General features: G+C 69.5%; 16 protein-coding genes and 1 riboswitch. Of the genes, 13 read left to right on the top strand and 3 right to left on the bottom strand.

Annotated features, from left to right (window positions below):
• Positions 1–642: 642 nt before the first annotated feature.
• The 6 genes from C7389_RS15880 (at position 643) to metF (ending at position 7,115) form a co-directional block, all read left to right on the top strand.
• Positions 643–2,922: a hypothetical protein gene (locus tag C7389_RS15880; protein ID WP_133593234.1), complete on the top strand. Its 2,280-nt coding sequence runs from the start codon at positions 643–645 to the stop codon at positions 2,920–2,922.
• A gap of 125 nt (positions 2,923–3,047) precedes the next feature.
• Positions 3,048–3,146, top strand: a riboswitch (S-adenosyl-L-homocysteine riboswitch).
• A 98-nt stretch (positions 3,147–3,244) separates the two neighbouring features.
• A complete protein-coding gene (gene ahcY / locus C7389_RS15885) occupies positions 3,245–4,654 on the top strand; it encodes an adenosylhomocysteinase (protein WP_133593236.1) in 1,410 nt (469 codons plus the stop codon).
• A 62-nt stretch (positions 4,655–4,716) separates the two neighbouring features.
• Positions 4,717–5,013 carry a FitA-like ribbon-helix-helix domain-containing protein gene (locus tag C7389_RS15890; protein WP_133593238.1) on the top strand — a complete coding sequence of 99 codons (297 nt, stop codon included), beginning with the start codon at positions 4,717–4,719 and terminating at the stop codon, positions 5,011–5,013.
• Positions 5,014–5,015: 2 nt separating this feature from the next.
• Complete coding sequence (locus tag C7389_RS15895; protein WP_133593240.1) at positions 5,016–5,471, top strand: type II toxin-antitoxin system VapC family toxin; 456 nt, start codon at positions 5,016–5,018, stop codon at positions 5,469–5,471.
• The gene (locus tag C7389_RS15900) at positions 5,468–6,295 is read left to right on the top strand and encodes a TlyA family RNA methyltransferase (protein ID WP_133593242.1); all 828 of its coding nucleotides are present in this window, start codon (positions 5,468–5,470) and stop codon (positions 6,293–6,295) included. Before C7389_RS15895 ends, C7389_RS15900 begins: the two co-directional genes overlap by 4 nt.
• Positions 6,282–7,115: a methylenetetrahydrofolate reductase [NAD(P)H] gene (metF, locus tag C7389_RS15905; RefSeq protein WP_133593244.1), complete on the top strand. Its 834-nt coding sequence runs from the start codon at positions 6,282–6,284 to the stop codon at positions 7,113–7,115. Before C7389_RS15900 ends, metF begins: the two co-directional genes overlap by 14 nt.
• A 114-nt stretch (positions 7,116–7,229) precedes the next feature.
• On the opposite strand, the gene C7389_RS15910 is transcribed toward metF, so the two are convergent.
• The gene (locus C7389_RS15910; protein WP_246034800.1) at positions 7,230–8,180 is read right to left on the bottom strand and encodes a LysR family transcriptional regulator; all 951 of its coding nucleotides are present in this window, start codon (positions 8,178–8,180) and stop codon (positions 7,230–7,232) included.
• Between the two features lie 176 nt (positions 8,181–8,356).
• Between C7389_RS15910 and C7389_RS15915 the strand changes: the two genes are divergently transcribed.
• The 6 genes from C7389_RS15915 to C7389_RS15940 all read left to right on the top strand — a co-directional run bounded on the left by C7389_RS15915 (position 8,357) and on the right by C7389_RS15940 (position 16,402).
• Positions 8,357–9,571: an MFS transporter gene (locus C7389_RS15915; RefSeq protein ID WP_133593248.1), complete on the top strand. Its 1,215-nt coding sequence runs from the start codon at positions 8,357–8,359 to the stop codon at positions 9,569–9,571.
• A gap of 303 nt (positions 9,572–9,874) precedes the next feature.
• Complete coding sequence (locus tag C7389_RS15920) at positions 9,875–10,828, top strand: helix-turn-helix domain-containing protein (protein WP_133593250.1); 954 nt, start codon at positions 9,875–9,877, stop codon at positions 10,826–10,828.
• A gap of 186 nt (positions 10,829–11,014) precedes the next feature.
• Positions 11,015–12,031 carry a SphA family protein gene (locus C7389_RS15925; RefSeq protein ID WP_211168375.1) on the top strand — a complete coding sequence of 339 codons (1,017 nt, stop codon included), beginning with the start codon at positions 11,015–11,017 and terminating at the stop codon, positions 12,029–12,031.
• Between the two features lie 81 nt (positions 12,032–12,112).
• Positions 12,113–13,573 carry an aldehyde dehydrogenase family protein gene (locus tag C7389_RS15930; RefSeq protein WP_133593252.1) on the top strand — a complete coding sequence of 487 codons (1,461 nt, stop codon included), beginning with the start codon at positions 12,113–12,115 and terminating at the stop codon, positions 13,571–13,573.
• A 62-nt stretch (positions 13,574–13,635) separates the two neighbouring features.
• Positions 13,636–15,798 carry a PQQ-dependent dehydrogenase, methanol/ethanol family gene (locus C7389_RS15935; RefSeq protein WP_133593254.1) on the top strand — a complete coding sequence of 721 codons (2,163 nt, stop codon included), beginning with the start codon at positions 13,636–13,638 and terminating at the stop codon, positions 15,796–15,798.
• 382 nt (positions 15,799–16,180) lie between these two features.
• Positions 16,181–16,402, top strand: a complete 222-nt coding sequence (locus C7389_RS15940) for a hypothetical protein (RefSeq protein WP_133593256.1) — start codon at positions 16,181–16,183, stop codon at positions 16,400–16,402.
• On the opposite strand, the gene C7389_RS15945 is transcribed toward C7389_RS15940, so the two are convergent.
• A complete protein-coding gene (locus C7389_RS15945) occupies positions 16,368–17,306 on the bottom strand; it encodes a DMT family transporter (protein WP_133593258.1) in 939 nt (312 codons plus the stop codon). The two genes, C7389_RS15940 and C7389_RS15945, sit on opposite strands and share 35 nt — an antisense overlap.
• A gap of 95 nt (positions 17,307–17,401) precedes the next feature.
• The gene (locus C7389_RS15950; protein WP_133593260.1) at positions 17,402–18,904 is read right to left on the bottom strand and encodes an MFS transporter; all 1,503 of its coding nucleotides are present in this window, start codon (positions 18,902–18,904) and stop codon (positions 17,402–17,404) included.
• A 64-nt stretch (positions 18,905–18,968) separates the two neighbouring features.
• On the opposite strand from C7389_RS15950, the gene C7389_RS15955 reads away from it, so the two are divergent.
• Positions 18,969–19,862, top strand: coding sequence for a LysR family transcriptional regulator (locus C7389_RS15955; protein WP_162851757.1), 894 nt, complete (start codon positions 18,969–18,971; stop codon positions 19,860–19,862).
• The last annotated feature ends 28 nt before the right edge of the window (positions 19,863–19,890 follow it).

Here is a 19,890-nt window from a genome sequence, read left to right on the forward strand (position 1 = left end):
AGGCCAAGACACGGACCGAGCCATGGACCGCTTGGACAGCCCCAGCTCATCGACCGGATCTACGCCGCCGTCCAGAAACCCGGCCTGCTGCTGGACGCCTACAAAGCGGTCGCGCTGCGCGGCGGTGGTTTCGCCGCCCACGACCTGCGTCTGGATGCCCGGCGCCGCATCGTCGTCGAAACCCAGGTCAGCGATGCCGGTCTGCGGGAAGCCGAGCAGGATTACACCGCCTAATCTATGTCGGCGTAGATTGCCGGATTCCCTGGTTCACCGGCGGCCGGCAGGGCCAGGGGCAGGCCGACCGGCACCACTTCCATGAAAACCGGGCTGCGCCGGGAAGAGATCTACAACGATTTCCTCCAAACGCTGGGGCGCGAAGCGCATGGCGGTCTGCCAACTGAGCCGCGCCGGCACCGCCACCCAGGACGTCCTCTCCCTCACCCGCGTGCCCTGCCAAACATCGCGCTCCCGGCTGACGGCACAACGAAGATCGCTCACTCCGCATCGGAATGAATGAGGCTGAAACGCCACCGCGCACGTATAGTTCGGCAGCAACTGTCGGCCAGCTCGCCGCCATTCAGGCCCGGGCAAGCCCGTCGCACCGCCTCATACAGAACTCACACGACGCTGCCCCGACCCGCCATGATCAAGCCGCCAGCCCTGCGCCCCTTCGTTCTTACCCTCGCCGCCCTGCTTGCCCTGCCGGCGGCCGCCTCGGACAGCGCCGCCGTACTGCGCGGGCTGCAGCAGATCCAGAGCATCATCGAAAAGAGTGAGCGCGACGCCGCGCGGGCACTCGAGGCGCAGGAGCGGCAGGAAGCCGCCGAAATGCAACGCCTGCAGGCGTTGCAAGCCCAGGAAGCGAAGCAGAAACAGGCCCGGGAGGCGGAAACCCGGCGCGCCCGCGATGCCGAGCTGGCCGCGCTCACGCCGCCAGCGTCCTGGAGCGGCAACCTGGTTGTGCATCGCCGCCTGCTGCAGGCTGCCCCCAGCGATCCACAACAGCCCAGCTTCAGCATCGCCGGTACCGATACCGTCAGCATCGCGTCGGATGGCGGCAGCCTCGTCTATCTGGCCGAAGACCGCCGCCTGATCCTGCGCGAGCTGCCCAGCGGCCGGGAACGCGTGCTGCGCAGCGACCTGAATCGCGACAGCTGGTACTCCCCCAGCCTCCCCGACGGCAGCCGCACGCTGCTGCTGTACGGCGGCAACGGAGCTGAACTGATGGATCTGCAGGGCGGACGCCTGCAACAGTGGCTGGAGGCCGACGTTTCCGCCTGGGCGAGCGAGCGCGGCATCGTGGTCACCAAACAGCAGGTCTATCCGGAGCGCTTCTGCCGCTGGGTGGCGCACCACGACGTACGTACCGGGCAGGTACTGCAGCGCCTGTCCCTGAACCCGCAGGCAGAACGCTGCATAGCCAGGGTCAACCGCGAAGGGCAACTCGACGTCCTGGCCATGGATGGCGACACCCTCACGCACTACGTCGGCGGCCAGCAGGCCCAGCGCTTCCGGGGCGACTCACGCCGGGGCGACAGCAATACCCACCTCGTCTACAACTTCATAGGCGAACTGCCTTATGCGGTGAGCTACCTGCACGCCTCCGAGCCCAATGGCGAACCCTACCGGGTCTGGGACCTCGCCGCCGGCAAGCTGCTGTGCGAGATCCCCCGCGGCAACCAGGGGCTCCTCACCGCCACCCCGGAGGGCGATGCCTATATCACCACGCCACCGGCGCTGGTGAAGCTGCCCTCATGCGAGAGCACGCTGCTCGCCCACAACGGCACCCTCAGCATCGAAGGCGGGCTGGCCTTCCAGTACCAGCCGGGTGAAGTCCTGGTGCGAACGCTGCCGGACCTGGCGGTGAAGCATCGCCTGGCGGTCGGTGTCGCCGACAAGCAAGGTGGCGTCGCCCTCAGGCGGCTGCCGGGCCAGCCGCGCTATCTCGCCGTCGGCCCCTGGCAATGGAACGCCCAGGAGGGGGACGTCACCGAATTCTTCGATCTGGAAGAGGGCAAGCGGGCGCAAGCGCTGCCGGGCGCCCTGTCGATCAGCGGCCCCTACACCGTGCTGGGCAAGCGCGGCTTTCGCAGCGGCGAGGAAACCAGCAGCCGGTTCTGGAAGGTGAGCCTGGGTGATACCCGCCCCGACACCACCCAGACCTTCCTCGCCGCACTGAAGAAGGACAAGTACGAGACTGCCGCGGAGTATCGCGCCCGTACCCGCGCCCTCAGCGCCCCCTTTGAAATGGACGTGCAGGTCCGGGATTACAACGCGGAAGCCGGCCACTTCGTCGGCGAATGGCGCGGCGTGCCGATCGGCATCCCCCTGCCCGCCGTCCAGGCGCGCCGGCTGGACGGCATCAGCCCGCTCACCATCAAAGGCCAGCTCGCTCCGGTGGACGAAGACTTCCTAGAATTGCGCGATGCCAGCATCCAGCTGCCGGACGGCGGCAGCCTGCCGCTACCCCGCAAACCGTTGCCGCCCCGCGCAGGCGCAACCGCCGCCGATACCCCGGCTGCTGGCGTCAGGACCGCCACCAGCCCGGCGCCGAAGAAACAGCAGGCAACCGGTTGCAAGAGCACGCTGGCCCACCTCGCCCCCCAGCTTCGCCCCTACACCGATCCGCTGCTGGCTGAAGTGCGCCAGGCCATCATCGGCTCTCCCGTCCAGCGCGAAGCCGCCGACACTGCGCAGCAAAGCGCGGTCCAGGCGGAAAGCAGCGCAGCGGAAGCGGCACAGACCGCCCGGGACACCGACGGCGGCGGCAACAGCATCGCCCGGGTGGATGCCGGCAATCTGCCGCTGAACTGGTCCTGCGAAGGCATACACGCCAGCGCCGTCTGCATGTACATCGCCCACCGCTGGGAAGCCCTGGCTTACCGGGAGATCGCAGCCAGCAAGGGGTGCGCTCCGGGCTGAGTGCGGGCGAACGCCGGAGCCATCAGGATGCCGGCCGCCGCCATGGCCATCCCGGCGTGCGCTGCTCCACGCGCGACCGCCGACGGGGGCATACGCAAACTGCACGACAGCGTATAATCCGCCCCTCTTCCGAGGAGCGCTGCGAGGCCTCGACCGCATTCCCGCGGGCGACCCCAGGCTCGGAACCCGCCGCCCGGCGGGCGTTTCAACGGCGCTCACCCAGGTACCGCCAGCCGGTACTTCCCCTAGACCCTGCCGGGTTCGGGATGATGGGTGAGCCAGCGCGTCCCCCTTCCCCCCCGGCCATAGCACGGAGCTTCACATGAACGCTGTGGCTGATTTCAACGATTACGTCATCGCCGACCTCGCCCTCGCCGACTGGGGCCGCAAGGAAATCCGCATCGCCGAAACCGAAATGCCCGGCCTGATGGCGATCCGCGAGGAATACGCCGCCCGCCAGCCGCTGAAGGGCGCGCGCATCACCGGTTCGCTGCACATGACCATCCAGACCGCGGTGCTGATCGAGACGCTGACCGCACTGGGCGCAGAAGTGCGCTGGGCCTCGTGCAACATCTTCTCCACCCAGGACCACGCTGCCGCCGCCATCGCCGCTTCGGGCGTGCCGGTGTTCGCGGTCAAGGGCGAGTCTCTGGAAGACTACTGGGACTACACCCACCGCATCTTCGAATGGGCCGACGGCGGCTACTCGAACATGATCCTCGACGACGGCGGCGACGCCACCCTGCTGCTGCACCTGGGCGCCCGCGCCGAGAAGGATCTCTCGGTGCTGGACAAGCCGGACAGCGAAGAAGCCGTGGTGCTGTTCGCTTCCATCAAGGCCAAGCTGAAGACCGATCCCACCTGGTACTCCACCCGCCTGGCGCAGATCAAGGGTGTCACCGAAGAGACCACCACCGGCGTGCACCGCCTGTACCAGATGCACGCCAAGGGCGAGCTGAAGTTCCCGGCGATCAACGTCAACGACTCGGTCACCAAGTCCAAGTTCGACAATCTCTACGGCTGCCGTGAGTCGCTGGTGGACGGCATCAAGCGCGCCACCGACGTGATGATCGCCGGCAAGATCGGCGTGGTACTCGGCTACGGCGACGTGGGCAAGGGCTGCGCCCAGTCCCTGCGCGGCCTCGGCGCCACCGTGTGGGTCACCGAAATCGACCCGATCTGCGCCCTGCAGGCGGCGATGGAAGGCTTCCGCGTGGTCACCATGGAAGACGCCGCTGCGCTGGGCGACATCTTCGTCACCACCACCGGCAACGTCGGCGTGATCACCCACGACCACATGAAGGCGATGAAGAACAACGCCATCGTCTGCAACATCGGCCACTTCGACTCCGAGATCGAAGTCGCCAGCCTGCGCCAGTACGAGTGGGAGAACATCAAGCCGCAGGTCGACCACATCATCTTCCCGGACGGCAAGCGCATCATCCTGCTGGCCGAAGGCCGCCTGGTGAACCTGGGCTGCGCCACCGGCCATCCGAGCTTCGTGATGAGCAACTCCTTCGCCAACCAGACCCTGGCGCAGATCGAGCTGTTCACCAAGACAGCCGACTACCCGGTCGGCGTGTACGTGCTGCCCAAGCAACTCGACGAGATGGTCGCCCGCCTGCACCTGAAGAAAATCGGCGCCAAGCTCACCGTGCTGAGCCAAGGCCAGGCCGACTACATCGGTGTGCCGGTGGAAGGCCCGTACAAGCCCAACCACTACCGTTACTGATTGACGGCAGGCGCGAAACGAAACCAGAATGGCTCCACAACGGATCCATTCTGGCAGAAACCATGCCCAACCTGTCGATCAAGAACGTACCGGAGGCGCTCGCCGAGCGCCTGCGCCAGCGCGCCGCAAGCAACCACCGCTCGCTGCAAGGCGAGTTGATGGCCATCATCGAGCAGGCGGTGGATGCACCGCCCGCCTCGCCGCCGGCAGCAGCGACGTCGATCGAACGCCCGCCTGCCGCGGCGGGGCGCAAGACCATCGCGCAGATCGCCGAAGAGCACCGCGCACGCTATCCCACGCCGCTCGCGGACAGCCCGCGGGCGGTGGACATCCTGCGGGCAGAACGCGATAGCCGCTGACCATGCTCACTGCCACCACCACCCTCGCTTCCCTCATCGTCGCGGAGAACCCCGCCCGCTATGCGGTCGAACCACCGCTGGTGGTGGATTGCAGCGTGCTGGCGGCGGTGCTGTTCGACGAGCCGGAGCGGCCGCTGGCGGCGGAGCAACTGGCCGGCCGCAGCCTCCACGCGCCCTGGCTGCTGGACGTGGAGATCGCCAGCGTGGCGGCGAAGAAAGCCGCCGCCGGCGCCACCGACTCGGCCTGGCTGGGTCTGCAGGACTATGACTGCGTCGAACTGGTACGGCATGCGGTGGAGCCGCTGGCGCTGCTCGAGCTCGCGCAGCGCTACCGGCTCACGGTATACGACGCCGCCTACCTCTCGCTGGCCGACCGCCTGGGCGCGCCGCTGGCCACTTTCGACCAGAAGCTGGGCCGTGCCGCCTTGGCCCACTTTCAAGGGCGGGGGCTGGCATGAAGTCCTTCCACCGCCGCAGCAGCCGTCCGGCCACCGAGAAAGCGCCCGCGCCGGCCGCCCTCGCACGCGGCCTGCCGCGGGCAGACCAGTTGCTGGTGCTTCAGGGGTTGGCGCCCTCGCGCACCGCGGCGCGGCTGCTGATCGAAGCCGGGCGCGTCAGCGCCGATGGCTTCCCGGTGGGCAAGCCGGCGCAGGAGCTGCCGGAAAGCGTGCAATTGGCGGTGACACCGGACGAGGCCGACCGCTACGTTTCCCGCGGCGGCCTGAAGCTGGCCGGCGCGCTGGCGGCAAGCGGCATCGCCCCGGCCGGGCGCATCTGCCTGGACGTCGGCCAATCCACCGGCGGCTTCACCGATTGCCTGCTGCAGGCCGGCGCGGCGCGGGTGGTCGGCGTCGAGGTCGGCCATGGCCAGCTGCATCCCCGGCTGGCGGCGGAAGCGCGCAACACCACGCGGGAAGGCATCAACGCGCGCCATCTGCAATCGGCCGAGCTGGGTGAGCACTGCCCGGCCGGCGGCTTCGGCCTCGTCGTCTGCGACGCCAGCTTCATCTCGCTGACGCTGCTGCTGCCGCAATGGCCGGCGCTGCTGGCAGCGGAGGGCGACATCCTCGCCCTCGTCAAGCCGCAGTTCGAAGTCGGCCCGCAGGGACTCTCCAAGGGCGGCATCGTGCGCGATGCCTCGCGCTATGCCGAGGTAGAGCGCAAGCTGCGCTCAGCAGCCACGACCGCCGGGCTGGCGGTGCTCGGCTGGTACGACTCGCCGATCACCGGCACCGATGGCAACCGCGAATTCTTCATCTGGATGCGACATGCACAAGACTGAACTCTCGATCGAATTCTTCCCGCCGCAGACCGCCGAAGGCGCGGAAAAGCTGCGCGCGGTGCGCGCCAGGCTGGCCGAACTCAAGCCCGCCTTCTTCTCGGTAACCTACGGCGCCGGCGGCTCCACCCGCGAGCGCACCTTCGCCACGGTGAAAGAGATCGCCGCCGGCGGGGCCGAAGCCGCGCCCCACCTGTCCTGCATCGGCTCCACCCGCGAGGGCATACGCGAGATCCTGCAGGAGTACGCGGACGCTGGCATCCGCCGCATCGTCGCGCTGCGCGGCGACCTGCCCTCCGGCGTCGGCGATCCCGGCGAATTCCGCTACGCCAACGAGCTGGTGGAATTCATCCGCGCCGAAACCGGCGACCGCTTCCACCTCGAAGTGGCGGCCTACCCGGAATGGCACCCGCAGGCGCGCACGCCCGCCGACGACCTCGCCGCCTTCAAGCGCAAGGCGGATGCCGGCGCCGACTCCGCCATCACCCAGTATTTCTACAACCTGGATGCCTACCTGCACTTCGTGGATGCGGTACGGGCGCAGGGCGTGAGCATTCCCATCATCCCCGGCATCATGCCCATCGCCAGCTTCTCCAAGCTGGCGCGCTTCTCGGATGCCTGCGGCGCCGAGATTCCGCGCTGGATGCGCAAGAAGTTCGAGTCCTTCGGCGACGACGCCGAGTCCATCCGCGCCTTCGGCCTGGACGTGGTCACCGAACTGTGCGCCAAGTTGATCGCCGCCGGCGCGCCGGGGCTGCACTTCTACAGCATGAATCAGGCTGCGCTCACGACCGAAATCTGTCAGCGGCTGAAGCTGGCCTGAAGCGGCAGGCCAGCTGGACTGGCGCGCCATTCATCCGGCGCCTCGCTCCAGCCAGCCCCGCCCCTCGCCCGATGCCGGGCGGAACCTTCTTCTCCAGGCTTCGCCCCTCCCCATTCATTCCAAACCAGCCGACGCCACGCTTGGCCGGTGCATGCCCGCCAGCGTCGGCATGTGGGCCCGCACCAGTTCGTTGAATACCTTGAGCTTGGCCGGGTAGTGGCGGGCCGGCGGATACACCAGGTGCACCGGCAGCGGCGGCGCATGCCACTCCGGCAGCAGATGGACCAAGCGCCCCCGGGCGATGTCCTCCGCCACCACCCAGGCCGACACCACGCAGGCGCCCAGCCCCACCAGCGCCGCATTGCGCAGCGCGTACAGGCTGTCGGTGTACATCCGCGGCTGGATGGCGAAGCGGCTGCGCACGCCGTCGGCCTCGCGCAGCAGCAGCACCTCTTCGCGGTAATAGGTCTGCAGCGCCAGCCAGGGCAGCACTGCCAGTGCCTCCGGGTGAAGCGGCGGCTCGCCGTCGCCCCACAGCCCCGGTGCGGCGACGACGATGCGCGGCACCTCCGCCAGACGGATGGCGATCACCGCGTCATCTTCGATCTCGCCGACCTGGATCGCGCAGTCGATGCCCTCGGCGAGAAAATCCGGCCGGCGGTCGTGCAGCAGCCACTCCACCGACACGCCCGGATGGCGCCGCAGATACTCGGTCAACGGCGCGATCAGCTGGTCCTGGCCGAAGGCGTGCGGCACCACCACCCGCAGCCGGCCGCGCGGCTCGTCGCGGGCTCCGCGCAGGTCGGCCTCTATCGCCAACCAGTTCTCCAGCAGATCCTTTGCATGCGCATAACAGCGCTGGCCGTCCTCGGTCAGCTTCATGACATGGGTAGACCGTTGCAATAGCTTGAGACCGAAGGCACGCTCCAGCATCTGCAGCCGGCGGCTGACGGTGGGCTGGGTGGTACCCAGCTGCGCGGCGGCGGCGGACAGACTGCCGGCCTCGACGATACGGACGAAGGTCTGCATCAACTCGATGCGGTCGCCCCCGGCGGCCAGGGGCAAGCCGGCAGCAGCTTCCGCGAGAGGTTTCGGCGCGGAGGGGGGCACCGAGGAAGACAAAGGGACATCGGGCGCTTTCATACGCCCAGCGTATAGCAACTGTACGCCCCAGACCACTACAAGCCCGCAGCTAAAGGGCGAAGAATCCAGCCATCGCCAAAACAACACAGGTAGAGATCATGTCCGACATTCAAACCCTGCATGCGGAAACACGACCGGCCGGCGGCATTTCCGGTTCGCTGGTGCTGCTGCTCGCCACTGGCGCCGGCCTCAGCGTCGCCTCGCTCTATTACAGCCAGCCCATGCTGGGCGTGCTCGGTGCCGACATGCAGGCCGACGCCCGCAGCGTGGGCATGGTGCCGACGCTGACCACCCTGGGCTACGCCCTCGGCATCCTGCTGCTGGCGCCGCTGGGCGACCGCTACGACCGCCGCGTCATCATCGCCATCAAGGCCGCCATCCTCAGCGTCGCCCTGCTGCTCAGCGGCCTCGCCCCCGGCATCGGCCTGCTGCTGGCCGCCAGCCTCGCCGTCGGCCTCACCGCCACGCTGGCGCAGGACATCGTGCCCGCCGCCGCCACGCTGGCACCGGAGGCCCAGCGCGGCAAGATCGTCGGCATGGTGATGACCGGACTGCTGCTGGGCATCCTGCTGTCGCGGGTAGTCAGCGGTTTCGTCGCCGAACAGTTCGGCTGGCGCGCCATGTACCTGATCGCGGCCGTCTCCATCGCCGCCATCGGCATCGCCGCCTGGCGCGGCCTGCCGCACATCACGCCCACCACCCGCGCCAGCTACGGGGCGCTGCTGGGCTCGATGCGGGCGCTGTGGGGCAAGTACCGCGCGCTGCGCTACGCCGCGCTGGCCCAGGGGCTGCTCTCGGTCGGCTTCAGCGCCTTCTGGTCCACCCTGGCGGTGATGCTGCATGACAAGTTCCAGCTCGGCAGCGCCGCCGCCGGCGCCTTCGGCCTCGCCGGCGCCGCCGGTGCGCTGGCCGCCCCACTGGCCGGCCGCCTCGCCGACAGGCGCGGTCCGCAGCTGGTCACCCGTCTCGGCAGCGGCCTGGCGATGGTGTCCTTCGCCATCATGGGCCTGTCCTTCCTGCTGCCGCCAACGGCGCAGCTCGGGCTGATCATCGTCAGCATCATCGGCTTCGACCTCGGCATGCAGGCCACCCTGGTCGCCCACCAGACCCTGGTCTACGGCCTGGACCCAGCCGCCCGCAGCCGCCTCAACGCCCTGCTCTTCACCTGCATGTTCATCGGCATGTCGACCGGCGCGGCGCTGGGCAGCCTGGCGCTGGCGCAGTGGGGCTGGATGGGCGTGGTGGCGCTGGCCACACTCAGCTCGGCGGCGGCACTCGGGGTGCGCCTGCTGGCGGGTCGGCGGGCCGGCTGACGCTGCCTGGCAGGCATCCTGACGGGGGCGGGTGCAAGCCCGTTCCCGTTTTTTCGTGCTGCGGCGGCGTGCTGCCTGCGCCTTCAGAGGCAGCCGCCATCGGTGAAGCGGGCTGCGCATGCCTTTCGCGACGCAGCATTTAGTTGACGGCTAAACTTTCCGTAACTAAAGTTTTCTCGCCGTTTCACAAATCCGCCACCCGGCAGACAGCATCGGGCCAAGGCGGACCCAGCAAGACGCGCAGCGGGAGGAGGCAGCCGCCCGCAGCCCGCGGGCCAGACCCGCACCCCACCGAGGCCCGCCATGGATGCTCGCCCCTGTCCCGCGTTCCGCACGCAGGAAACCCGCCACGATTGCTGGCGGGAGGCGGTGGCATCGCTGTTCCTGCCGCTGGATTTCGACGTTTCCCGCAGTACGCCCTTCCACGGCCGCGCGCTGTGGGCCCGGCTGGAGCACGCCCGCGCCGCCGAGGTGCGCATGTGCGAGCACCGCGTCACCCGGCGGCCGCGCCATTCCGCCGCCTCCGATGTCGCCGCGGTGAAGATGCTGTGGCTGCTGCACGGCCAGGGCCGCTTCCAACAAGGCAGCGAGGACCGCAGCCTGGTGGCCGACGGCTGGACCTTCTACGACGCCAGCCGCCCCTACTCCCTGCACCTGTCCGAAGACGCGCGCTTCTTCTCCCTGCTCTACACCGGCGAGAGCGCCGAGAGCTGGATGCGGCTGGCGCGCGACCTCGGCCCCGCCTGCCGGCCCAACGCCGGGCCGGCGCGCATCGCCCTGCTGGCCCTGCGCGGCGCCATGCGCGAAGAGGAAGGGCTGACGCCGCTGGCCCAGCGCGCGCTGCTGGAATCGGTGCTGGCGCTCATCGAGAGCACGCTGCGCCAGGAGGCCGACCAGCGCCTGGGCGGCGACCGCCGCGACAGCCTGCGCCTGGCCGAGGCCCGCCGCTTCGTGCTGCAGCACCTGGCGGAGCCGGCGCTGGGGCCGGACGACATCGCCCGCGCGCTGCACATGTCGCGCCGCAGCCTGTACAACCTCTTCGCCGCCGCCGAACTGCGGCCGCGCGCCTTCATCCAGAACCTGCGGCTGGAGCGCGCCTGCGAGGCCTTGATCGCCGGCGGCCCGGGCGAAGGCAGCATCACCCGCATCGCGCTGGAGCATGGCTTTGCCGACGGCGCCCACTTCAGCCGCAGCTTCCGCGAGCGCTTCGGCGTCAGCCCCAGCGCCTACCGCAGCGACCGCCGCCCGGCGGGCTGAACGCGCCGCGGCGTTCCACGCCACCCCGGCTCACCACCTCATTTGCGCGCAGTGCACGCGCAGACATGTTCCCTGCACGGACAAGCAAGCCGGCTTGCCCCCTGGCTCCGTAAGGTATTCCCAACGGCCCACAACGCATGGGCCGCAGCCGCCCCCCGACCCCAGCCTCGCCCGGAGAGCCTTACGATGCCCGCAAAACCACAAGCCGGCGCTCAGCCCGGCAGCACCCGCAACACGCACAGCCAGCTCGCCACCCTGGCAGCCACGCTCGCCGCCGCATGCAGCCTGGCGACGCCCGCCGGCGCCAGCGAGCTGCCAGCGGTGAACCTCGGCCTCACCACCTTCATCGACGGCGCGCCGCCGGCCGGCCCCGGCTGGTACGTGTCCGAGTACCTGCAGTACTACAGCGCCGACAAGCTGCGCGACAAGGACGGCAAGGCCGCACCGCTGCCCAAGCAGGACATCGAAGTCACCTCGCTGGTGTCACAGGCCATCTGGATGTCGGCCGACACCCTGTGGGGCGCCCACTACGGCGTCACTCTGCTGCTGCCGGCCGTGCTGGACGCCCGCACCGACGATGGCCTGAACAACGCCGCCCTGCCCAAGGGCAATACCGGCGTCGGCGACCTCATCGTCGGCCCCTTCCTGCAGTGGATGCCCATCATGGGCGAGAACGGCCCCATCTTCGCCCACCGTTTCGAGATCGACGTCTCCTTCCCCACCGGCGAGTACGACAACAAGCGCAGCGTCAATCCCGGCGCCAAGCACTGGACCATCAACCCCTACTGGTCCGGCACCTACTGGGTGACGCCCGACTGGACGGTGTCCACTCGCCTCTGGTACCTGTGGAGCGGCAAGAACACCGACCCCAACCCCAACGGCTATACCGGCTACGGCGTCGCCAACGCCCGCGACATGCGCCCCGGCGAAGCCTTCCACATGAACTTCGCCACCGAGTACGCAGTGACGCCGCAGCTGCGCCTGGGTATCAATGGCTACTGGCTGAAACAGATCACCGAGACCGAGGTGAATGGCCACGCGGTGTCGGGCAGCAAGGAACAGGTCTTCGGCCTCGGCCCCGGCGTGCTCTACAGCTTCTCCCAGCAGGACCACCTGTTCTTCAACGCCTACAAGGAAAGCCACGTGCGCAACCGGCCGGAAGGCGAGCGCTACGTGGTCCGCTACGTCCATCACTTCAAGTAAGACGCTGGCCTGCGCGCCGCCCGCCGGCGCGCGGGCCGGCCGCCGTTAACCGCCAAGCCATCCCACCACGAGGAAATCGCGATGTCCGCACCCACCTCCTATCCCAACCGCAACTTCATCGCCGGCGAGTGGCGCGCCGCCGCCTCCGGCGCCACCTTCGCCAAGCTGGCCCCCACCTCCGGCGCGGTGCTGGCCGAAGTCGCCAACGCCGGCGCCGCCGATGTGGATGCGGCGGTGGCCGCCGCCCGCGCCCAGTTCGACGGCGGCGAGTGGTCACGCCTGCCGGGTGCCGAGCGCGGCCGCCTGCTCAACAAGCTGGCCGACCTGCTGGCGCGCGACGCCGAACGCTTCGCCCACATCCTGGCGATGGAACAGGGCCGGCCGCTGATGGAAATGCGCATGCTGGACCTGCCGATGTCCGTCGACACCCTGCGCTATTTCGCCGGCTGGGCGGACAAGCTGGAAGGGCGCCAGATTCCCACCGCCGGCTTCATGGGCCGGCCGACGCTCAACTACACCATTCGCGAAGCCATCGGCGTGGCCGCGCTGATCGTGCCGTGGAACGCGCCGCTGATGATAGGCATCTGGAAGCTGGCCCCGGCGCTGGCGGCCGGCTGCACCGTGGTGCTCAAGCCTTCTGAAGACGCGCCGCTGGCGCTCACCGCGCTGGCCGAGCTGGCCGCCGAGGCCGGCTTCCCGGCCGGCGTGTTCAACCTGGTGAACGGCATGGGCCCGGAGGCCGGCGCCACGCTGGTGAAGCACCCCGGCGTGGACAAGATCAGCTTCACCGGCAGCACCGAAGTGGGCCGCATCATCGCCCGCGAGGCGGCGCCGCTGTTCAAGCGCCTGACGCTGGAGCTGGGCGGCAAGGCGCCGCAGATCATCTGCCAGGACGCCGACCTCAACATCGCCATCATGGGCGTGGCCATGGGCCTGTTCGTGAACCAGGGCCAGACCTGCGCCGCCGGCACCCGCATCCTGGTGCATCGCAGCCGCTACGACGACGTGGTCGGCGCGCTCGCCGGCGCGGCCAAGTCGGTCACCCTGGGCGATCCGCTGGACGCCAACACCCGTATGGGCGCGCTGATCAACGCCCGCCACCGCGACCGCGTCGCCAGCCTGATCGAGAGCGGCATCGCCGAGGGCGCCGCGCTGGTGGCCGGCGGCGAGGCGCTGCCGGACAGCGGCTTCTTCGTCCGCCCCACGGTGTTCGCCGGCGGCACGCCGCAGATGCGCATCATGCGCGAGGAGATCTTCGGCCCGGTCGGCGTGGTGGTGCCCTTCGACAGCGATGAAGAAGCGGTGCGGCTGGCCAACGACACCCCCTTCGGCCTCTCCGCCTCGCTGTGGACGCAGGACGTCGCCCGCGCCCACACCCTGGCGCCGAAACTGCGCGTCGGCGCGGTCGCCATCAACGGCTGGAGCCCGCTGGACGCCCGCCTGCCGTGGGGCGGCTACAAGGATTCCGGCGTCGGCCGCGACCTCTCCCGCCTCGCGCTGGACGCCTACACCGAAGAAAAGGTGGTGTCGCTGGTGATGTAAGCCCGGCCACCGACTGCACTCCCGCCGGCCCCGCGCCGGCGCCCCAACGGAAAAACAAGACCATGACACGCACGCTCCAAGCCCACCGCCTCCCCCGCGCCCACCTGCGCCACACCCTTGCCGCCCTCGTGCTCGCCGGCCTCGCCGGCGGTGCCCTCGCCGCGCCGGCGGACGTGGACGGCAAGCGCATCGCCAAAGTCGCCAAGGGCGGCGAAGCCGGCAACTGGCTATCCCACGGCCGCGGCTACGACGAGAAGCGCTACTCACCGCTGAAGCAGATCAACGACGGCAACGTGGACAAGCTGGGCCTGGCCTGGACCCACAAGCTGGACATCGACATGGGGGTGGAAGCCACGCCCATCGTCGTCGATGGCGTCATGTACACCACCGGCCCCTTCAGCGTGGTCTATGCGCTGGAAGCCGCCACCGGCAAGCTGCTGTGGAAATACGACCCGGAAGTGCCGCGCCCGATGGCCGGCGAAGGCTGCTGCGGTCCGGTGAACCGCGGCGTGGCGGTATGGAAGGGCAAGGTCTACGTCGGCACCTTCGACGGCCGCCTGGTCGCCCTCGACGCCGCCCGGGGCACGCCGGTGTGGACGGTGGATACCGTGCTAGACCACGCCAAGAGCTACACCATCACCGGCGCGCCGCGCATCGTCAAAGGCAAGGTGCTGATCGGCAACGGCGGCGCCGAGTTCGGCGTGCGCGGCTACGTCACCGCCTACGACGCCGAAACCGGCAAGCAGGCCTGGCGCTTCTTCACCGTGCCCGGCGACCCCAAGCTGCCGCCGGAAGACGACGCCATGGCGATGGCGCTCAAGACCTGGTTCGGCGACGGCTGGATCAAGTGGGGCGGCGGCGGCACCGTGTGGGATTCCATGTCCTACGACCCGGAGCTGAACCAGCTCTACATCGGCGTCGGCAACGGCTCGCCCTTCAACTACCAGTTCCGCAGCGAGGGCAAGGGTGACAACCTGTTCCTGTCCTCCGTCGTCGCGCTCAACCCGGACACCGGCAAGTACATCTGGCACTACCAGACCACGCCCGCCGACCGCTGGGACTTCACCGCCGCCCAGCAGATGACGCTGGCCGACATCAAGATCGACGGCAAGCTGCGCAAGGTGCTGATGCAAGCGCCCAAGAACGGCTTCTTCTACGTGCTGGACCGGACCAACGGCCAGCTCATCTCGGCGAAGAACTTCGTACCGGTGAACTGGGCCAGCCACATCGACCTCGCCACCGGCCGGCCGGTGATGCTGCCGGATGCCGACTATTCCAAGGAAGCCAAGCTGATTTCGCCCGCCATCATCGGTGGCCACAACTGGCATCCGATGTCCTTCAGCCCGGATACCGGCCTGGTCTATCTGCCGGCGCAGGAAACCGCCGCCGGCCTGGAGGCACAGAAGGAGCCGCTGTTCCTGCCCAGCAAGGCGGTGGTGAACATCGGCCTCAACGTGCCCGACCTGCCGGAAGACCCCGCCGTCGTCGAGCAGATCAGCCAGTCCTGGCGCGGCCGCCTGCTGGCCTGGGACCCGGTGAAGCAGGAAGTGCGCTGGAGCCAGGACTACCGCACCATCTACAACGGCGGCACGCTCGCCACCGCCGGCAACCTGGTGTTCCAGGGCACCGCCGACGGCCGGGTGGTGGCCTACGCCGCCGACAGCGGCAAGCTGCTGTGGCAGTCGCCGGCCAACACCGGCGTGATGGCCGGGCCGGTGAGCTTCGAGGTCAAGGGCGAGCAGTACGTCACCTTCATGGCCGGCTGGGGCGGCACCTTCCCGCGCATCCTCGGCCCGCTGTCGCTGGCGGCCAAGGTGAAGCCGGAGTCGCGCATCCTCACCTACAAGATCGGCGGCCAGGCCACGCTGCCGCCGGCCAGGTACGACACCCTGCCGCTGCCCCCGCCGCCGCCGGTGACGCTGGAGGCGGACAAGATGCCGATGGCGCGCATGCTGTTCAACGGCTACTGCGCCAACTGCCACGGCCTCAACGCGGTGAGCGGCGGCGTGGTGCCCGACCTGCGCTACCTCAGCGCCGACACCCATGCGCAATTCAACGCCATCGTCGCCGGTGCCCGCGCCGACAAGGGCATGCCGCCCTTCGCCAACGCCATGCTGCCGGAGCACATGGAGATGATTCACCAGTACGTGATCAAGCGCGCCCACGACCTCAAGGCCGAGTTGGACAAGGCCAAGGCCGAAGGCAGCCAGCCGGCGGGCAAGTAAGCCGCGAAACGCGCGCCTGCAGCCGGTTTGCAGCCCCTGCGCAGAAAGGAGACGGGACGCCACGGCGTCCCGTCTCCTTGCCGCGCTTTCCCTTCTCTATGGCCGGATAAGAAATTTCAAAGCCGCCGCGGCGGAATCGCGCCAGCCCGGCAACGTAGAATTCCTCCCGCAGCACTGCTCCCTCTCCTCCGGTGCTGCAGCGTTCTCACCGTAGTGCACTCACGCAGTCCAGCAGCGCAGTCCAAAAAACAGTCTTGCCCTAAGAACTGGCCGCCGGCGTCCCTCGCCAGGCGGCTTTTTTCTCCCCCCGACACCCCCATGCCCTGCCTCTGCTCGCCCTCGCCGCCGCCCCGCCGGCATCGGCACCACCGGATTCGTCATCATGGGCCTTCAGCCCGAGGTCGCCGCCGACCTCGGCAATGCTATCGGCGCCTGGCTGGGCGGCCTCGCCCTCACCCACGGCCTGAGCTACGACGACATTCCCTGGGTGGGCACGGCGCTGGCCGGCCTGCTGTTCAGCATCCACCCCCACCGGCTGGAGTGCCGCGACCAGGACGCCGGTACCCTCCTCAAGCCCGCGCCGGGCGCGGCTGGCGCGCCATGATGAGCACGCCGGCGATCACCATCGCGGTGCCGGCGAGCTGAACCAGGCCGATGCGCTCGTCCAGCATCAGCCAGCCGAGCAGGATGGTGACCGCCGGCCCCAGCGTGCCGGTGAGCGACACCGGCCCGGCGCCCAGCCGGCGTATCGCCTCCGACACCATCCACACCGGCGCCACCGTGCTGAACACCGCCATCGCCAGCGACAGCGCATACACCTGCCAGTCCTGGACGAACAGCAGGTCCAGCGGTCGCAGCACCAGGAACTGCGCCAGGCTGAACAGGCAGGCGAAGCCGGAAGCACAGGCGGTGACGCGGGCCGAGCCCAGCCGGCCGACCACCTCGCCGTTGCCCATCAGGTAGAGCGCGTAGCTCAACGCGCTGCCGAACACCAGCAGGCAGCCCAGCGTCACCTCCCGCGCATCGCCGGCCACCTTGAGGTCGTGCCCCACCGCCAGCGCGATGCCGAGGTAGCACACCGGCAACGCCCACAGCATGCGGGCGCTCGGCCGCTTGCCGAGGAAGAGCGCCGACAGCAGGATCACCAGCGTCGGGTAGAGAAAGAGGATGAGCCGCTCCAGCGCGGCCGAGATGTAGTCCAGCCCGAGGAAATCCAGGTAGCTGGCGAGGTAGTAGCCGAACAGGCCGAGGCCGGCCATCCAGCCCCAGTCGCGGCCGCTCAGCGGATGCGCCGCGCGCCGGCCGGCGAGCACGCCCATGGCGATGAAGAAAGGCAGCGAGAAGGCCATGCGCAGCGCCAACAGCGTCTCCGCATCCACGCCATGGCGGTAGGAGAGCTTGACCAGGATGGCCTTGAAGGAGAAACCGACCGCGCCCAGTACCGCGTAAGTCAGGCCGAGCGCCGCCCCCGATCTGCCGGCGGCCGGCTGCCCCTGCTGCGATCCCATTCCTTTCCCCGCCCTGCGCATGCGATGGCGGATTAAGCCACCACCGGCCCCGCCGGCACAAGCCAGACGGGCGCCGCGCGGCCCGCGCGGGCGGCCTACTTCAGCGTGCGCTGCGCCACCGCCAACGCCGCGATCAGCACGCAGGCGCCGGCAAGCCAGGCCAGCATGTCGCCGGCGGCCAGCGTCACCGCGGTGTGCTGCAGCAGGCCTTCGGCCACGCCGCCGCTGGCCGCGCTCAATTCCAGCTTCACCGCCGCGGTGGCGTGGTGGAGTTGCAGCACCGCCAGACCGGTGCCCAGCGCGTTGACGATCTCGCGCACGATGCTCTTGAAGGCATAGGCATGGGCGAAGTCCTCGGTGGGCATGTCGACGAAAGTCATCAGCGCCACCTGCAGCAGCGCCAGCGCCGGCATCGCCCCTTGCAGCAGGATGGCCGGCAGCACCGCCAGCGGCCCGGCGCCCGGCTGCGCCGCCAGCGCCATCAGCAGGAAGGCCGAGGCCAGGCCGATGTAGCCGAGCGCGATGTAGCGGCGCTTGCGCATGATCTTCGGCAGCGCCAGGTGGAACACGATGACCGCCAGCACCGACACCAGCCCGCCCAGCGACAGCAGGCCACCCACCGTCTGCAGGCCGAAACCCAGGCCTTCGGAGAGGAAGGCCGGCACGAGGAAATTCCAGCTGCCGCTGACGAGATAGAACAGCGCGTAGAAGGCCAGCCCCACCAGGTAGCGCCGGCTCGCCAGCCGGCGCGGGTCCAGCCAGGGGTCCGGATGGCGGTGGAAGCGCCGCATCACCACCATCAGCAGCACCGCACCGGCGCAGAAGTAGGCGGCCAGCGCCGGCAACTCGGCCAGGGACAGGTAGCGCAGATGCTCCAGCGCATGCACCAGCAGCAGCGCGCCGACGGCGAAGGCGAACACGCCCGCCCAGTCCAGCTGGCCGATGGGCGCATGCGGCCGCGCCTCCACCTTGGGATACAGCCAGGCCACCAACGGCAGCAGCGGCAGCGCCAGCCCGACCTGCAGCAGGAACATGGTGTGCCAGCCGTGGGCCGCCATGAGCACGCCAGCCAGCCAGGGGGTGATTGCCACCATGGTGAAGTTGGCCAGGCCGAAGCCCCAGAACAGCGAGATGCGCTCCTGCGGCCGCGAGGCGTACTGCGCCAGGATGCGCGAGGCGGCGAACAGGCCGCCGCCGCCCAGGCCCTGCACCGTGCGTGCCGCCGCCAGCGCCGGCAGCGAATCCGCCGCCGCGCAGCCCAGCGCGCCGGCGATGAACAGCAGCAGCGCGATCAGGGTGAAGCGGCGATAGCTGAGATGGCCAGCCAGCCGCACCAGCACCAGGTTGGCCATCACCGCGGCGGCGGCGTAGGCGGTCAGCGCCCAGAGGAAATCCTGCGGCGCCACGCCCAGGCCCTGCTGCACCTGCACGCCGGCCATGGCGATCAGGATGGTGGCGACGAAATCCAGCCCGGCGACCAGGCCGAGGGCGGCGCCGAAGGCATACACCCGCAGCGGCCGGAAATCCGGATGGGCGGACAGCAATACCGCCCGGGCGGGCGGCAGGGAGACGGAAAGGGCATCGTTGGAAGGAGGCATGCCGCGCAATTTACATTGTGCGTATCATTGGATAAATACTCTTAAATGGACGATTCGTTCAATTATGCGAACAAATGATTGGAACGATTGGTATGCCTTCGCCGCCGTCGCCCAGTGGGGCAGCTTCACCCGCGCCGCCGAGCAGTTGGGCCTGCCCAAGTCCTCGGTGAGCTACGCGGTGGCGCGGCTGGAGCGTCGCCTCGGCCAGCGCCTGCTGGAGCGCAGCACCCGGCGGCTGACGCTGACCGAGCAGGGGGAACGCCTGCGCGAGCAGGTGGTGCCGCTGTTCGAACGCCTCGACGGCGTCGCCGCCGAAGCGGGTGACGCCCGCGACGAGGCCCGCGGCGTGCTGCGCATGTCCACGCCCTACGAGTTCGGCGTGCTGCAGCTGGGCGAAGTGGTGAACGAGGTGCTGGGCCAGCACCCAGGGCTGGAGATAGAGCTGGATGTGCGGGTGGGCACGCTGGATGCGCCGGGCCCGCAGTATGACCTCGCCTTCATCGCCACCGGCGACAGCCTGCCGGACTCGCCGCGCATCGCCCGCCGCGTCTATACCGTCGCCCGCGGCCTCTATGCCACGCCGGAACTGGTGCGCCGCTACGGCGCCCCGGAAAGGGTGGCCGACCTCGCCCACTGGCCCTGCATCAGCATGCTGGGGGAAACGCGCTGGTTGTTCCGCGACGGCACCGGCCGCGAGCACGCGATACAGCCGCGCGGCCCGCTGCGTACCACCAACGCCGCGCTGCGCCTGCAGGCCGCCCTCGCCGGCCGCGGCGCCACCCTGCTCGCCGCCGCCTTCTGCCGGGAGGAGCTGGCCGCCGGCCAGTTGGTGCCGCTGCTGCCGGCCTACACGCCCAACCCGCTGCGGATCTACGCTTTCCTGCCCGCCCGCGGCTTGGTGCCGGCGCGCACCCGGGTGTTCATGGAAGCGATAGAGCGTCTACTGCTGCCAGCCTGAGGCCGCGGCCCCGGCCGGGCCCGCGCGT

The sequence above is a fragment of the Azoarcus indigens genome, assembly GCF_004361735.1.
Lineage (GTDB): Bacteria > Pseudomonadota > Gammaproteobacteria > Burkholderiales > Rhodocyclaceae > Azoarcus > Azoarcus indigens.

Excerpts from the sequence above, each read along its gene's own strand:
- C7389_RS15915 (WP_133593248.1), top strand. The coding sequence starts at position 8,357 with ATGTCCGACATTCAAACCCTGCATGCGGAAACACGACCGGCCGGCGGC.
- C7389_RS15925 (WP_211168375.1), top strand. The coding sequence starts at position 11,015 with ATGCCCGCAAAACCACAAGCCGGCGCTCAGCCCGGCAGCACCCGCAAC.
- C7389_RS15900 (WP_133593242.1), top strand. The coding sequence starts at position 5,468 with ATGAAGTCCTTCCACCGCCGCAGCAGCCGTCCGGCCACCGAGAAAGCG.
- ahcY (WP_133593236.1), top strand. The coding sequence starts at position 3,245 with ATGAACGCTGTGGCTGATTTCAACGATTACGTCATCGCCGACCTCGCC.
- C7389_RS15920 (WP_133593250.1), top strand. The coding sequence starts at position 9,875 with ATGGATGCTCGCCCCTGTCCCGCGTTCCGCACGCAGGAAACCCGCCAC.
- C7389_RS15945 (WP_133593258.1), bottom strand. The coding sequence starts at position 17,306 with ATGGGATCGCAGCAGGGGCAGCCGGCCGCCGGCAGATCGGGGGCGGCG.
- C7389_RS15935 (WP_133593254.1), top strand. The coding sequence starts at position 13,636 with ATGACACGCACGCTCCAAGCCCACCGCCTCCCCCGCGCCCACCTGCGC.
- C7389_RS15950 (WP_133593260.1), bottom strand. The coding sequence starts at position 18,904 with ATGCCTCCTTCCAACGATGCCCTTTCCGTCTCCCTGCCGCCCGCCCGG.
- metF (WP_133593244.1), top strand. The coding sequence starts at position 6,282 with ATGCACAAGACTGAACTCTCGATCGAATTCTTCCCGCCGCAGACCGCC.
- C7389_RS15895 (WP_133593240.1), top strand. The coding sequence starts at position 5,016 with ATGCTCACTGCCACCACCACCCTCGCTTCCCTCATCGTCGCGGAGAAC.
- C7389_RS15880 (WP_133593234.1), top strand. The coding sequence starts at position 643 with ATGATCAAGCCGCCAGCCCTGCGCCCCTTCGTTCTTACCCTCGCCGCC.
- C7389_RS15890 (WP_133593238.1), top strand. The coding sequence starts at position 4,717 with ATGCCCAACCTGTCGATCAAGAACGTACCGGAGGCGCTCGCCGAGCGC.
- C7389_RS15940 (WP_133593256.1), top strand. The coding sequence starts at position 16,181 with ATGGGCCTTCAGCCCGAGGTCGCCGCCGACCTCGGCAATGCTATCGGC.
- C7389_RS15930 (WP_133593252.1), top strand. The coding sequence starts at position 12,113 with ATGTCCGCACCCACCTCCTATCCCAACCGCAACTTCATCGCCGGCGAG.
- C7389_RS15955 (WP_162851757.1), top strand. The coding sequence starts at position 18,969 with ATGCGAACAAATGATTGGAACGATTGGTATGCCTTCGCCGCCGTCGCC.